This is a genomic window from Fusobacterium sp. JB019 (assembly GCA_030673965.1).
Lineage (GTDB): Bacteria > Fusobacteriota > Fusobacteriia > Fusobacteriales > Fusobacteriaceae > Fusobacterium_B.
On the sequence record JAUTCN010000002.1, the window covers coordinates 309,576 to 324,266 of the forward strand.

Consider the following 14,691-nt stretch of genomic DNA (forward strand, 5'->3'; position numbering starts at 1 on the left):
GAAAAAATTAAAATAAAAAAAAGGTGCTGATTAACAGGCACCCTTTGTTTTATAGAAAATTAACCATTAAAGCCAAGATAAAAAGTTATTTCTATCTTGGCTAAAATATCTTCTTTTAATTTACAAATTTGTATTTCTAATTTTTGATCTATTTCATCTAAAAAGTAAACTTTATGTATATCAAAAACAGTATTTTTGCCCTCAATATCTGATAAAGTAATTTTAGACCGCACTATATTTTTAGGTTCAATTTTTGCTATTTTTAATATCTTTAATGAATCGTCTAATGTTTGTTTTATTTGTTTTGCTAAATAATCTTTCACATTATTTTTTGATTTTTTTTCCTTATAAATCACATTATAAACTACTAGTATATCTCCTATAATCTTTGTTTTCGGATAACTATTATTTGGATTTGACTGTACCATTATTTTCTCCTTATATTACTTTCTTTTTTTTATATTTTTTATAATAGGCATCATTATAAATAACATAGATAATAAGAATAGCCCTATAGAAATCCCACTTGATAAGAATATTTTAAAATTATAATTAGAAATAGTTAACGCTTGAATAAAATTCTTTTCCATCATACTACCAAGTATCATACAAAGAATAAGTGGCGATAAAGGCAAAGATATTTTATTAAACAAATATCCTAAAATACCAAAGAAAATAGTCAAATAAATTGCAAAAACACTATTTAATATAGCATATGATCCTGTAACACATAATATAGTTACTACAACTGCTAATATATCTTTAGGTAAATTTAAAATTATACCTGCAAAATGTCTACAAAATATTACGCCTAAAGGAAACATTATTATATTAGCCACTAAAAAACTAACCATTATATGAAAAGCTACACCAGGATAATCTGTAAATAATGCAGGACCTGCTTTTACACCTTGAATTGTTAAAGCTCCTAAAAATAAAGCTGAACTTGAATTTCCTGGTATCCCCAAAGATAACAAAGGTACCATTGAACTTGCTACAACAGAATTATTTGCAGATTCTGGAGCTGCTATTCCTTCATCTATACCTGTTCCAAATACTTTATTTTTTAATCTTTTCATTGTTAAATCATAAGACATAAATACTGCCATAATGAAACCTGCTCCTGGAAGTACTCCGCATCCACTTCCTATTAAACTAGATGTTATCCATGTAGGCAAAAGCTTCTTTGCCATCTTTTTACTTATTAAAACAGAACCAATCTTTCCTGGCTTCTTAATTTGTTCTTGTTTCATCCCTATATTCTCAAGAATATTTAATAATGATACCACTCCAAATAAACCGATTAACGCTGGAACAAAAGGAACGCCTGAAAATAAATTATAATTTCCAAAAGTAAATCTTGTAGTACCAGTTTGAGCACTTATACCAACTAGTGATATAAATAACCCTACAAATAAACTAATTATATTTTTCATAATATCTTTTGTAGCCATTCCTAGTACACTACTTATTCCTAATACACCTAACATAAAGTATTCTGGAGGGCCAAACTTTAAAGCTTGATTTGCTAAAATAGGAGCAAAAAATAGTAATATCAATGAACTAAATATTCCTCCAAAAACTGAACTAGAAATAGATATTCCTAAAGCTTGATTTGCTTCTCCTCGTTCTGTCATAGGATATCCATCTAATGTAGTTACTAATGATGCTGCTGTACCTGGTATTTTTAATAAAATTGCAGGAATAGATCCACCATAACAAGAAGCTGTATAAACTCCTACCAACAAACATAATGCAACATGAGGAGCCATTCCAAAAGTAATAGGAATTAAAACTGCCATTGTTATTGTGTCATTTAATCCTGGTAAAGCACCTACAAGCATTCCTAACATAACTCCAAATGTTAATACTAGTAAATTTGTAGGATTTAAAACACTTGAAAAACCTAATAATATATGTTCCATTTTTCCTCCTTAAAAAATACTTGGTAATGGGACCTTTAATACAAAACTAAATAAACTATATACTATAATTGTTGTACCTAAGGATACAATAACAGTTCTTTTTAAATTAACTTTTTCTGATAACATAAAAAGAATTAAAGCACATAAAATAAATGTTGATATCAAATAACCTGCATATTCTATAGCTATTGAATACACTATTAAAGATATAATCATTATTCCTACAACTTTATAGTTTTTATCTTTTAATTTCTCATTATTATTTTCTTTCAATGTAACTAATAGCAAAATAATTGATGTTAAAATAACTCCGCCACCTATTAAGTAAGGAAATATACTTTCTATTCCTACTACACTGTTTTTAGTACCTACGCATATATATATTCCAAATAATATACCTAAAATACTAAGAATAATATCAATAATTTTTTTATTCATATTTTCTTCTCCTTTTTAAAAATCAAGGAGAGATAAACTCTCCTTGATAATAAGAACTATTTATAATTGACTTTCAATTGCTTTTAATGACTCACTTTCATTTTTTACTAATTCTTTAAAATCTTTTTGACCTTTATAATTAACTAAATTACCCGCTGATTCCATCTTTGTTTTAAACTCATCACTTGTAATAATATCTTTAAATATTTTCTCTAATTTATCTAATGTTTCTTTTGGAGTTCCTTTAGGGGCACTAAATCCTCTAAATACTTCATATTGAACATTATATCCTAATTCTTTAAAAGTAGGAATATCTTTTAGAATGGGACTTCTATCAGCTGTTGTAACTCCTAGTATTTTTATTTTATGATCAGAATATAATTTTTCTGCTTCACCAACGGTTAATATTCCTGCATCTATATGCCCACCTAATAATTGAGGTATTTGAACTGTTGCTCCATCAGTATGTACAAAATTAAGTTTTGAATTTATTGCATTAGAAATTTTTACTCCTGCAATATGCGGTCCACCTTTAAATCCTGATGTGTTTACAGTAATTTCTTTTTCTTTTGATAGTTTTATAAAATCTTTAAATGTATTAATAGGAGAATTTGTTGGTACAGCTAAAACTGTTCCATCTGTTGTCATTAAAGCTATTGGACTAAAATCTTCAGTCTTAAAAGTTGAGTCTTTTATTAAGATCGGTTTACTAATCATAGAATAAGATGTTGCTCCTAAAGTATATCCATCTGGCTTAGCATTCTTAGCATAAGTTAATCCAACAATAGCTCCACTTCCAGGTTTATTTTCCACAATAAATTTATATCCATTCATTAAATCTGAGCCTACATCTGCTAATATCCTTGTGTTTGTATCCACTCCACCACCTGCTGCAAATGGAACAATTATTTTAATATTCTTTTCTGGAAAATTCTTTATTACTCCTTGTTTATTTTCTTTCTTTCCACACCCCACAAACATCAATGTAGCTAAGCCTATTAATAGCAATCCTTTTTTAATCATAATTCTTTTCCTCCTTTTATTTTAATCTAATTAAAGCTTTATTTAATCTCTCCAATGCTTCATAAATTGTTTTATGAGGTACCCCCACATTTATTCTCATAAGCATTTTTCCCTCTTCTCCATATAATGTTCCTGAATTTAAATATAGTTTTGCTTCATTTTCTATAAAATTAACTAATTGTTCTTGAGTATCAAAACCTACATTTGTAAAATCTAATAAGTATAAATAAGTAGCTTCAGGCCAAATTAAACTTACTCCCTCTAAATGATCATCCACATATTTTTTAACTATCTCTCTAGTTTCTGTCAAATATGCCATCATTTCATCTGCATAATAATCGCATTCATTATATGCAGTTATTAATGCTACTTCACCAAAAACATTTCTACATATAGCTTTATGGGCTATTTGTTTTTCATCCATTTTTTTAAATATTTCTTTATTTTGAGTAAACCATGCAGCTGTAAATAAACCTGCTATATTAAAAGTTTTACTCGGATTTATAAATGTTATACAATTATTAGCTATTTCCATACTTATACTTGATATATTTATATGTTTATGACCTGGATAAATAATATCTTGGTGTATTTCATCAGACACTATTAAAACATTATTCGAAGTACATAAATTTCCTATTTTTTCTAATTCTTTTCTTGTAAAACATCTTCCTGAAGGATTATGAGGATTACAAAGTATCATCATAGTTACTTTTTCATCTTTCAATTTTGTCTCTAAATCTTCAAAATCAATTTCAAACCTTCCATTTTTTAAAACCAATGGGTTTTTTATTAACTCCCTTCCATTAAGTTCTATTGTCTTTTTAAAATTTTGATATACAGGAGTTTGAATTAATATCCTATCTTTTGAACTTGTTAATGCATGAACAGCAAAAGCTATTCCATTTATTACTCCTGTTGAATAACTTACCCAATTTGGATTAATTTCATAATTAAATCTTTTTTTTATCCAATTGGCTACTGCTTTTTCAAATTCATAAGTATTATATTCGTATCCAAAATGTCCTACAGATGCCTTTTTTATTAAAGCTTCAGTTATTTCTTTTGGAGAATAAAAATCTGTATCTGCTATCCACATTGAAATTTGATCTTCTTTAGTTTTCTCTGGACTATATTTTTTAGCATTTGTATTCCCTTTTCTATTTGGATCATTATTAAAAAATTCAAAACTCATTACACCCTCCTTTAAAGAACTTTATTTTATTGATCTACAACCGAACCATCAACATTCAATCGAGTATTTATTTCTCTTCTTTGGTAGGGAAATTTTTCTTCTATTCCTTCTACTAAATCAATTCCTAATCCTGGTTTTCCTTCTAACTTCACATATCCTTGATCTGCATTTGGAACCCATGTAACCATATCACTTTGTTTAAATGAATTAAAATCTACTGAGTTTGTACTACAAAATCTTTCCGTTGCAGATACTGTACTGTGATCTGGTAGTTCTAATACTGCAAAATTATCAATAGCTGTTGCTAAATGCATGCAAACAGTTGTACTTACAGGACTTAGAGGATTATGAGGAACCACTAATATTCCTCTTGCTTCAGCTAATGCTGCAATTTTTTTAGCACCTGTAAATCCTCCACATAAGCAAGGACTTACTCTTGCATATCCCATAGCATCTCTTGAAAATAACATTTCATATTCTTGAATAGTGTGAATTCTTTCTCCTGTTGCTATTGGAACATTACTCTTACTAGCTACCAACCCCATAGAATCAAAATTATCTGGTATAATAGGATCCTCTAAAAACATTGGAGTATATTTTTCTATTGCTTTAGAAAAAGCTACTGCCTCATGAGGCTTCATTCTTCTATGTAATTCCAAGCATAAATCTACATCATTACCTACAAGTTCTCTAATATGCCCAATTCTTTCAACTGCTTCATTCACTACATTTGCATATGATGAATAAAATCTTTTGCTTCTCGGTTCATCAAGAAATGGTGATAAATGTCCAATAGCTGTATAGCCTTCTTCTTTTGCTTTTAAACAGTTTGCAAATAACTCCTCATCAGTTTCTCCACTAACGTGATAGTAAACTCTTATTTTTTCTCTGCACTGTCCTCCTAATAAATTATAAATCGGAGTGTTATATTTCTTTCCTGCTATATCCCATAAAGCTATATCTATTGCACTAATTCCAGCCATTACTGCTGCACCTCTAAAGTGATAGCATCTATATAAATATTGCCAATGCTGTTCAATATTCAGTGGATTTTTCCCTATTAAATAAGATTTAAAGCTTTCAATAGCTTCTGCTGAAGCATCTAAAAATCCCCAAGCTCCACTCTCTCCTATACCATAAATCCCCTCATCTGTCATTACTTTTACATAAATAAATTTATTTGCTCGTATTACTCTAATATCTGTTATTTTCATTTTTTTCTCCTCGTTTAATATAAATTTTTTTTATTTTTTATTTTATAAAAAACAATTAAACATAAACTTAAGCAATTCTTCTTCGGTCTTATAAGTACCTTTGTGAGACTATTATAACGATAAAAGAACTCTTTGTAAAATATTTTAAATGAATAACCCTATAAAAAAAATTTATTATATAGACAACGACAGATAAATAGTGTATTATTGGATAAAGTACATCAATTGGACTAAAAAAATTAACAAGAACAAATTTAGTCAAGTATATTGTATCAAAGGAGAATTTTATGACCATTAAACAGCTTCAGCATTTTCAAGGGATTTGTATTTATAAAAGTATTACTAAAGCTGCTGAAAAACTATATATTTCTCAACCAGCTCTCACTACATCATTAAAAAATCTCGAAAAAGATCTTAATATTAATTTATTAAAACGTTCAAAATCTAAAATCATCCTCACCAAAGAAGGTGAATTTTTTTTAAATAAAACAAATGAGTTTCTTAAACATTATGATAGTTTACTCGAAGAAACTAAAGATTTTTTAAATGAATATAAATATATTAAAATTGGTATTCCTTTGCAAATAGGTGTTTTAATGTTACCTGTTATTTTTAGTGAATTTCAAAATCAGTTCCAAGATATTAAAATTGAAATATTTGAAACTGGAGGAATAAGCACTGTCCAAAGAGTGCTAGACGAAGAAATTCATATAGCTATAACTGGTATTCCTGAAAATTTTTCAAGTGAACTTTTAATTGAACCTTTATTCAAGGATAAGGTATGCTTATGTGTAAAGAAAAATCATAAATATGCTAATTTAAAATCTATTAAACTTGAAGATGCAATAAATGAAAAACATGTCGGGCTCGGAGATACTTTTTTCGTAAGTAAAATTCTTAAAGAAGAAATAAAAAAAAGGAATCTTGATAATAAAATTTTATTTACTACTAACCAATTAGGTACTATTAAAACTATGATTAATTCTGGTATTGCTTCTGCACTTCTTATAAGGTCAGCTATTTCAGAAGAAGATAATATTGTTGCTATTCCTTTAGAAGAAGACATTACTGCTAATATCTCTATTGTTACTAAAAAAAACATTTCTTTATATAGAGATACAAAACAAATAAAAGAATTTTTCATCAAGAGATTTAAAAAATAATATTCTAAAAAGGAGAATTTAAAATGATTTTAGGAAATATTCAAAGCTTTGAGAATAATAATAATATTCCATCAATAATTAAAGAAATAATGAGATATTTAAAAGAAAACCCATTTGACAATAATCCCCCTGGTATATATAAAATTAGAGGCAATGAAATATTTGCTAAAGTTATAGAAAGTACTACAGACATTAAAATTAATCGTCTCCCTGAAGTTCATAGAAAATATATTGATTTACAATATATAATCAATGGAACTTTAAAAATTGAATATGGTTCTGATTCTCCGAATTATAAAATTTTAAAAAAATATAATGAAACAAGGGATATTCTTTTTTATAATGATTTTAAAGAGGAAAAAGAAATAACCCTTACAAAGGGATCTTTTATTGTTTTTCCTATAAATATAGTTCATAGAACAGATTACTATGAATATAATCAAGCTTTTAAAAAAGTAGTAGTAAAAATAAAATCTGATTTACTTTAAAAATTTATATTAAATTTGTATTGATTAGAAAAGGGTGCCTGTTAATCAGCACCCTTTTTTATTCCCTTAGGAATTATTATTTTTATATCAGTTCCCTTACCAACTTCACTATTAATTATTATTTCACCCTTTAAAAATTCTACTATATCCTTTACAATAGTTAATCCTAATCCATGTCCTCCTGTATCTTTATTTCTAGATTTATCCCCTCTATAGAATTTATCAAATATAAACTCTAAGTCTTCCTCAGGAATTCCTATTCCATTATCTTTAATATTAATTACATAATTATTATCGTATTCCAAAGATATATCTATGGGCTTTCCTCTTCCATATTTTACAGCATTTTCTAATAAATTTAAGACTAATTGTTTTAGCAAGGCCTTATCAGAAAAAATTAAAAAATCTTCCTTTGATAATTTTAAATTTATACTTTGATTTGGATATACTATTTTTAAATTATCAACTATATTTTTTATTTTTTCAGATAAATTAAATTCCTCATAATACTTTCTTTTAAGTTCCATATCCTTTGCTAAAAATAATAATTTTTCAACTAATGATATCATGTTCTTATTTTCATCTTCTATTGAAGAAAGAGCTTCTAATACAATTTCTTTATCCTCAATTCCCCATCTTTTTATCATGTCTATATATCCACTTATTATAAATAATGGAGTTTTCAATTCATGTGAGGCATTATTTACAAAATCTATTTGAGAATCCATTTGTAATTTTAATCTTTTAACCATATCAATGTATGAAGTCTTTATTAAATTAAATTCTTCAAATTCATTTTTAAAGTTTAATTTTTTATCAAGTTCCTCTTCTTTTAATTCTAAAGAATTTAAATTTATTTTATTGGTAGAATTATGTAAATCTTCTATGGAATTTTTAAATTTTTGATAGAAATTTTTTGTTATATATCTTGCTATTAACAAAGTTATAAATATCCAAATTATAGAAAACAAAGCTAACATTCCTAGTCTTTCATATTCCCTTGACATATCTTTTATAACTTTTAATTTTATAGGTTTCATTCCCTCTATAAATACTTCTTTATATAAAATTTTATATTTATATCCTACATAATTTCTTATTTTATTCGATGGAAGCATTTTATTTGACTCTTCTAATATATTTTTTATATGTTCTTTTTTTAAATCACTTAATTTATTTTTATTTAGATTATCTCTATCCTTTATAAATTTATTTGGCATATAAAAATAATTCACACCTTCATATTCTAAATTAATCATTGTTCTCTCTGGCTTAGGACTCTCATCTAAGGCTTCTTCAAAAAACACCTTTGGACTTTCTCCTTCAAAATCAACTTCTTTTCTAAAGTCTAAAAACTCATAATTAATAAAAGTCTCAACTGTTCTTATTTGATTCTTTATATTTTTATACATATATGAGCTATAAAACCCAATTATACCTATATACGATATAAAAAATATAACTATTAATTTCTTATAATTTCTACTTAATTCTTCTGAAATATATTTCATACTCCCCCTTTCATCTACTTTTCTTCATGTTTTAATACATAACCAAATCCTCTCACTGTTTTTATATATTTTTTATTTTTTGTTTCTATTTTTTTTCTAAGAGAATTAATATATACATCTATTATTTTTATATCTCCTTCAAAATCCCAGCCCCATATTTCTTCTATTATTTTTTCTCTAGATAAAACTATCTCTTTATTTAAAATAAAATTATAAATTAAATTATATTCTGTCTTTGTTAATTTTATTTCCTTATCATTTAAATATAAAATCTTCTGCTCGCTATCTATTTTTAATTCCTCGTATTTAATAAAATTATCTGAATAAAAATTCTTTTTATTTCTAAATATTACCCTCATTCTTGCAAATAACTCTTGCATATTAAATGGTTTTGTTAAATAATCATCTGCTCCCATATCTAAAAGCTCTACCTTATTTAATATTTGATCCTTTGCTGTTAATACTATTATTGGAATATCTGAAGTTTCTCTTATTTTTTTACAAACCTCTTCCCCTGAATATTTTGGCAACATTAAATCCAAAAGAATTAAATCAAAACTTCCTGATTTAAATTTTTCAAGACCAATCTTTCCATCTGAAGCCTCGTGAACTAAATATTTTTCATGCATTAATTCCATTTTTAATAATTTTCTTATTTTATCATTATCTTCAATTATAAGTACCCTTTTCATATACTACTCCTTTAAATTAAATATAATAAATATTATAACATTATTCTTAAGATTTAATTAATTTTTATTAATTTTTTATTTTTAATCTAATTTTAATTTTTATAGACTAATATTAAGTTAAATTAAAAAAGGAAGGTGATTTATGATATTAATAATTCTAATTATAATGGCAATTGCAAGATAATATTTTATAAAAAGGATGTGAAACTTTGAGAATTAATTACAAAAAACAAATAATTAAAATTACATTTATATATTTAGCTGTATTTATACCCCTGTTATTTTTTAGATTTCCTGATATTAGAAATGAAATTAAATATTTAGTTATTACAAAGGAATCTCTAAATAATAATTTGTTCATATTAAAATATTTAGGAAATCTTTATCCAGATAAACCTCCATTTTATTTTTGGATACTTAAAATAATAGATGTTTATTTTCCAAAATATTTTTTTGAACTGGGAATATTAATAGGAAGTATTATTCCTTCTTATATTATATCAATACTTAGCTATAAATTCTTATTAAAATTTAAAAATAAATATAGATATATGGAAAAATTAAGTTTTACCATAATTTTAGGATTAATAGCCTGTCCTCTTTTCATAGGAGGAACCAATGTACTTAGAATGGATATGCTTATGTACTTATTTATCTTTTCTAGTATTTATTTATTTTTTAATATTTACTATAATTTTAAAAAAATAAATTTTATTAATCTATTTTTTATGTATTCTTTTATTTTTCTTGGACTTTTTACTAAGGGAATAGTTGGTATAGTTGCACCATTATCTACAATTATTGTTTTTCTTTTCCTTAACAAGGATCTTAAATTTTTAAAAAAAATATATTTTATTCAAGGAATAATATTTGTATTTTCTTATATTAGTTTGTGGTTTATTAATATTTATTTTTGTGAAAATGGATCTAATTATATAAAACTTTTATTAGGTCAAGAAACTTTAGGAAGAATAACTAAAGCTAAAACTCATGTAAGACCGATCTATTATTATTTAAAAACTTTACCTTTAATATCTCTTCCTTATGGTCTAATAATTTTCTTTACATTATTTCACTATATAAGAAATATTAAATATTTTAAAAAATGGGAAGAACTAGAAAAAATATTTTTCTCTATGTCAGTTCCTTTATTTATATTACTTTCTATTGCAAGTGGTAAACTAGTTATTTATCTTCTTCCTACTTTATACGGATTTACAGGGCTGATAGTTTTATATTTTTTAAAATTTAAAGAAATATCTTTTAATAAAACCTTGAACAAAGGAGCATATATAATTCTTTTTATAATCTTTATTGTTTCTATAAATGGAAACTACTACAGTAAAAATTATACTTTAAAACCTTTATTAAAAAAGATTGAAGCTATAAACAAAGATAAAATATATGCCTATAGATTTAATGATTTCAAAAATACAAAATATATGATAGATAAGAATATTATTACAATTTCAACTAGTAAAGATGAAAATATTTCAAAAAATAATTATATTATTACAAAGGCAAATAAAGCAAAAGAAATTTCTAATGATTTTGAAAATATATCATTAGTATCAAAAAATAAGAATTATTATTTATATAAAATTTAATATACAAAGGGGAGATAAAATGAAAAGAATATCAGTAATAGCACCAGTTTATAACGAAAAGGATAATATTGTTAAATTCATCAATAAAGTTGAAAAGGCTTTAAAAAAAGGCTTTTCTTCCTATGAAATTATTTTAGTAAATGATGGAAGTACAGATGGAAGTACCAAAATATTAAATGAAGCTGCTATTTCAAATGCTCATGTTAAGGTTCTTAATTTTTCTAAAAATAACGGACAAACTGCAGCTCTTGATGCTGGCTTTAAAAAGGCAACTGGAGATTTAATAGTAACTATGGATTCAGATTTACAAACAAATCCTGATGATATTTATATACTTTTAAAATATATAGATAGATATGATATGGTAAACGGTTGTAGAAAAACTAGGGAAGACGGATTAAAAAGAAAAATTTCTTCTACTGTTGCTAATAAAATTAGAAATTTTATTACAAGAGATGATATTAAAGATACTGGATGTCCTTTAAAACTTTTTAAAAAGAAAGTTATTGAAAGTTTCTATTTATATGAAGGAATGCATAGATTCTTACCTACTTTAGCTAAAATAAATGGATTTAAAGTAATTGAAGTTCCAGTTAGACATTATGATAGAGAGTTTGGAACATCTAAATACGGAGTTTTTAATCGTTTGTTTAAAAGTTTAAAGGATGCCTTTGCTGTAAGATGGATGAAAAAAAGACATTTACATTATTCATTTGAAAGAAAGGAGATATAATGACTTTAAATTTTTGGATGATAGTAGGCTTTATTGGACAAACTTTTTTTTCTATGAGATTTTTAGTTCAATGGGTTGCTAGTGAAAAAGCTGGGAAAAGTGTTATTCCTTTCTCATTTTGGATATTTAGTTTGTTTGGAAGTAGTCTTTTATTATCCTATGCAATATATAGAAGAGATCCTGTATTTATTTTAGGACAAACTCCTAATCTATTTATCTATTCTAGAAATATCTACTTAATACAAAAGGAGCGTGCTAATTAATGAAAATACTTGTAACTGGAGGAGCTGGATTTATAGGCTCTCATCTTTGTGAAAAATTATTATCCCTTGGGCATTCTATCATAAATGTTGATAATTTTCATAATTTCTATTCAAAGGACATTAAAATCAATAATGTTTTAGAAAGTACAAATAATATAGACTACATAAATAAAATTAAAGAGATAAAGGAATTAACAAAAATAGTTAACTCTAATAATTATAAACTATACTTTAATGATATTAGAGATTTTCAAAGTCTAGATAATATTTTTTATTCTGAAAAACCTGAGTTCATAATAAATTTAGCTGGTCTTGCAGGAGTTAGACCATCAATTGAAACTCCTCTAATTTATGAGGAAGTCAATATAAAAGGAAGTATGAACTTACTTGAACTTTGTAAGAAATATAAAATATCTAAATTTATTCAAGCTTCATCTTCTTCAGTATATGGAAATAATATAAAGGTTCCCTTTGAAGAAACAGATACTGTTGATAATGCAATCTCTCCCTATGCTTTTACTAAAAAAGCTTGTGAAGTAATGGGACATGTATATCATAAACTTTATAATATTAATATGTTCCAACTTAGATTTTTCACTGTATATGGAGAAAGACAAAGACCTGATTTAGCAATCCATAAATTCATTAATTTAATATCAAAAGATAAAGAAATTGAAATATTTGGAGATGGATCAACATATAGAGACTATACATACATTCATGATATTATATACGGAATATTAAAATCTATTGACTATTTAAATTCTCATAATAATATTTATGAAATCTTAAATCTTGGTAGTTCTAAACCTATTTCTTTAAAAGAAATGCTTATGACAATTGAAAAGGTTTTAAATAAAAAAGCTAAAGTTAAATATCTTCCCATGCAAGCTGGAGATGTTGATAAAACCTATGCAAATATTAATAAAGCAAGCACTCTTATAGGATATAAACCTAGTATAACTTTTGAAGAAGGAATAAAAAATTTCGTTAAATGGTATAAAGGAGGGTTAGTTTAGTGAATATTACAGTAATTGGTACAGGATATGTTGGATTGGTTCAGGGTGTTATAATGGCTGATTTTGGGCATAATGTTACCTGTGTAGATATAGATATTGATAAAATCAGCAGCTTGAAAAAAGGTGAAATTCCAATATATGAACCTTCTTTAAAAGAACTTCTTCATAAAAATATATTAAGAAAAAATATAAAATTTACAACTGATATAAAAGAAGCAATAGATGAAAGTGATGTTATTTTTATTGCTGTTGGTACACCTCCTGCAATGGATGGATCTGCTGATTTAAAATATGTCCTTAATGTGGCTAGTGAAATTGGTGAAAATTTAAAAAAATACACAGTTATAGTTAATAAATCAACTGTTCCCATAGGAACTGGAAAATTAGTTAAAGAAAAAATAAGAAAAAAATTAAATGAAAGAAATACTAACCTAGACTTTGATATAATTTCAAATCCTGAATTTTTAAGGGAAGGTAAGGCTGTTGAAGATTGTATTAAGCCAGATAGAGTTGTTATCGGTTATGATTCTAAAAAAGCTTTAGATATAATGAAAAAATTATATAAAAAATTAGAAGAAAAAAACATCCCTTTTATTTTTACAAATTTAGAAACTTCTGAAATGATAAAATATGCTTCCAATGCTTTTTTAGCTGTTAAAATATCATACATTAATGAAATTGCTCTTTTAGCTGAAAAAGTGGGAGCTAATACTGAAGAAATTGCAAGGGCTATGGGAATTGATAATAGAATATCTCCTAAATTTCTAAACTGTGGTCCTGGATATGGGGGATCTTGTTTTCCTAAGGACACTGAAGCCTTAGTAAAAATTGGTAAAAATTATCATGAAGAAATGTCTGTTGTAAATGCAGCTATCTATGCTAATAAAAAACAAAAAATTAAAATTGTTGAAAAAATAAACAATGAAATGAAAGATATAAAAAACAAAACTATTGGAATATTAGGACTTTCTTTTAAACCTAATACTGATGATGTAAGAGATGCTCCTAGTCTAGATATTATAAAAGAACTTATAGCTAGAGGAGCTAAGATTAAAGCTTATTGTCCTAAAGGAATAAAAGAAGCTAAATGGAGATTAAATAATTTTAATAAAAATATTACCTATTGTAAAAATGAATATGAAGTATCTATTGATTGTGATTCAATAGTTTTAGTAACTGAATGGTCTCAATTTAAAGATTTAAACTTAGAAAAAATTAAAAATAAAATGAAAAATAATTTTTATTTTGATTTAAGAAATCTTCATAGCAAAAATCCCCTAGCTAGAAAACTTTTCAAATATTTTCCAATCGGAATGTAAAAAAGTCCCATTAGTATCTAATGGGACTTTCATCATTATTATTATATTTATCGTAAATTCTTAAAACTAAACCTACAAAAAACAGCGGAAATAAGAATATA

General features: G+C 25.5%; 15 protein-coding genes. 7 read left to right on the forward strand and 8 right to left on the reverse strand.

Annotated elements, in window-relative coordinates; genetic code table 11:
- Positions 1 to 59: 59 nt before the first annotated feature.
- The 6 genes from Q7K47_01725 to Q7K47_01750 are packed head-to-tail and all read right to left on the reverse strand — an operon-like array spanning position 60 to position 5,795.
- Positions 60 to 428, reverse strand: coding sequence for a hypothetical protein (locus Q7K47_01725; protein MDP0505923.1), 369 nt, complete (start codon positions 426 to 428; stop codon positions 60 to 62).
- A 15-nt stretch (positions 429 to 443) separates the two neighbouring features.
- On the reverse strand, positions 444 to 1,925 hold the full coding sequence (locus Q7K47_01730) for a tripartite tricarboxylate transporter permease (protein ID MDP0505924.1): 1,482 nt from the start codon (positions 1,923 to 1,925) through the stop codon (positions 444 to 446).
- Between the two features lie 9 nt (positions 1,926 to 1,934).
- Complete coding sequence (locus Q7K47_01735) at positions 1,935 to 2,363, reverse strand: tripartite tricarboxylate transporter TctB family protein (GenBank protein MDP0505925.1); 429 nt, start codon at positions 2,361 to 2,363, stop codon at positions 1,935 to 1,937.
- Between the two features lie 60 nt (positions 2,364 to 2,423).
- Positions 2,424 to 3,386, reverse strand: a complete 963-nt coding sequence (locus Q7K47_01740) for a tripartite tricarboxylate transporter substrate binding protein (GenBank protein ID MDP0505926.1) — start codon at positions 3,384 to 3,386, stop codon at positions 2,424 to 2,426.
- A 16-nt stretch (positions 3,387 to 3,402) separates the two neighbouring features.
- Positions 3,403 to 4,581, reverse strand: coding sequence for a PatB family C-S lyase (locus tag Q7K47_01745; protein MDP0505927.1), 1,179 nt, complete (start codon positions 4,579 to 4,581; stop codon positions 3,403 to 3,405).
- A gap of 26 nt (positions 4,582 to 4,607) precedes the next feature.
- Positions 4,608 to 5,795, reverse strand: a complete 1,188-nt coding sequence (locus Q7K47_01750) for a mandelate racemase/muconate lactonizing enzyme family protein (GenBank protein ID MDP0505928.1) — start codon at positions 5,793 to 5,795, stop codon at positions 4,608 to 4,610.
- Positions 5,796 to 6,082: 287 nt separating this feature from the next.
- Between Q7K47_01750 and Q7K47_01755 the strand changes: the two genes are divergently transcribed.
- Positions 6,083 to 6,958 carry a LysR family transcriptional regulator gene (locus Q7K47_01755; GenBank protein MDP0505929.1) on the forward strand — a complete coding sequence of 292 codons (876 nt, stop codon included), beginning with the start codon at positions 6,083 to 6,085 and terminating at the stop codon, positions 6,956 to 6,958.
- 23 nt (positions 6,959 to 6,981) lie between these two features.
- On the forward strand, positions 6,982 to 7,446 hold the full coding sequence (locus Q7K47_01760) for a YhcH/YjgK/YiaL family protein (GenBank protein MDP0505930.1): 465 nt from the start codon (positions 6,982 to 6,984) through the stop codon (positions 7,444 to 7,446).
- A gap of 41 nt (positions 7,447 to 7,487) precedes the next feature.
- Here Q7K47_01760 and Q7K47_01765 read toward each other — a convergent pair whose 3' ends face one another.
- Together Q7K47_01765 and Q7K47_01770 are read right to left on the reverse strand one after the other, a co-directional pair.
- Positions 7,488 to 8,957, reverse strand: coding sequence for a HAMP domain-containing sensor histidine kinase (locus tag Q7K47_01765; protein ID MDP0505931.1), 1,470 nt, complete (start codon positions 8,955 to 8,957; stop codon positions 7,488 to 7,490).
- A gap of 14 nt (positions 8,958 to 8,971) precedes the next feature.
- Positions 8,972 to 9,649: a response regulator transcription factor gene (locus tag Q7K47_01770; protein ID MDP0505932.1), complete on the reverse strand. Its 678-nt coding sequence runs from the start codon at positions 9,647 to 9,649 to the stop codon at positions 8,972 to 8,974.
- A gap of 209 nt (positions 9,650 to 9,858) precedes the next feature.
- Here Q7K47_01770 and Q7K47_01775 point away from each other — a divergent pair, with 209 nt between their 5' ends.
- From Q7K47_01775 to Q7K47_01795, 5 genes are read left to right on the forward strand one after another with little or no spacing between them, the layout of a single operon-like run.
- Positions 9,859 to 11,256, forward strand: coding sequence for a hypothetical protein (locus Q7K47_01775; protein MDP0505933.1), 1,398 nt, complete (start codon positions 9,859 to 9,861; stop codon positions 11,254 to 11,256).
- Positions 11,257 to 11,275: 19 nt separating this feature from the next.
- Complete coding sequence (locus Q7K47_01780) at positions 11,276 to 11,989, forward strand: glycosyltransferase family 2 protein (protein MDP0505934.1); 714 nt, start codon at positions 11,276 to 11,278, stop codon at positions 11,987 to 11,989.
- Entirely contained in the window at positions 11,989 to 12,252 is a 264-nt protein-coding gene (locus Q7K47_01785) for a lipid-A-disaccharide synthase N-terminal domain-containing protein (protein ID MDP0505935.1), read from the forward strand. The genes Q7K47_01780 and Q7K47_01785 overlap by 1 nt, the downstream gene beginning before the upstream one ends.
- Complete coding sequence (locus Q7K47_01790; GenBank protein MDP0505936.1) at positions 12,252 to 13,271, forward strand: GDP-mannose 4,6-dehydratase; 1,020 nt, start codon at positions 12,252 to 12,254, stop codon at positions 13,269 to 13,271. The genes Q7K47_01785 and Q7K47_01790 overlap by 1 nt, the downstream gene beginning before the upstream one ends.
- A complete protein-coding gene (locus Q7K47_01795; protein ID MDP0505937.1) occupies positions 13,271 to 14,590 on the forward strand; it encodes a UDP-glucose/GDP-mannose dehydrogenase family protein in 1,320 nt (439 codons plus the stop codon). The genes Q7K47_01790 and Q7K47_01795 overlap by 1 nt, the downstream gene beginning before the upstream one ends.
- The last annotated feature ends 101 nt before the right edge of the window (positions 14,591 to 14,691 follow it).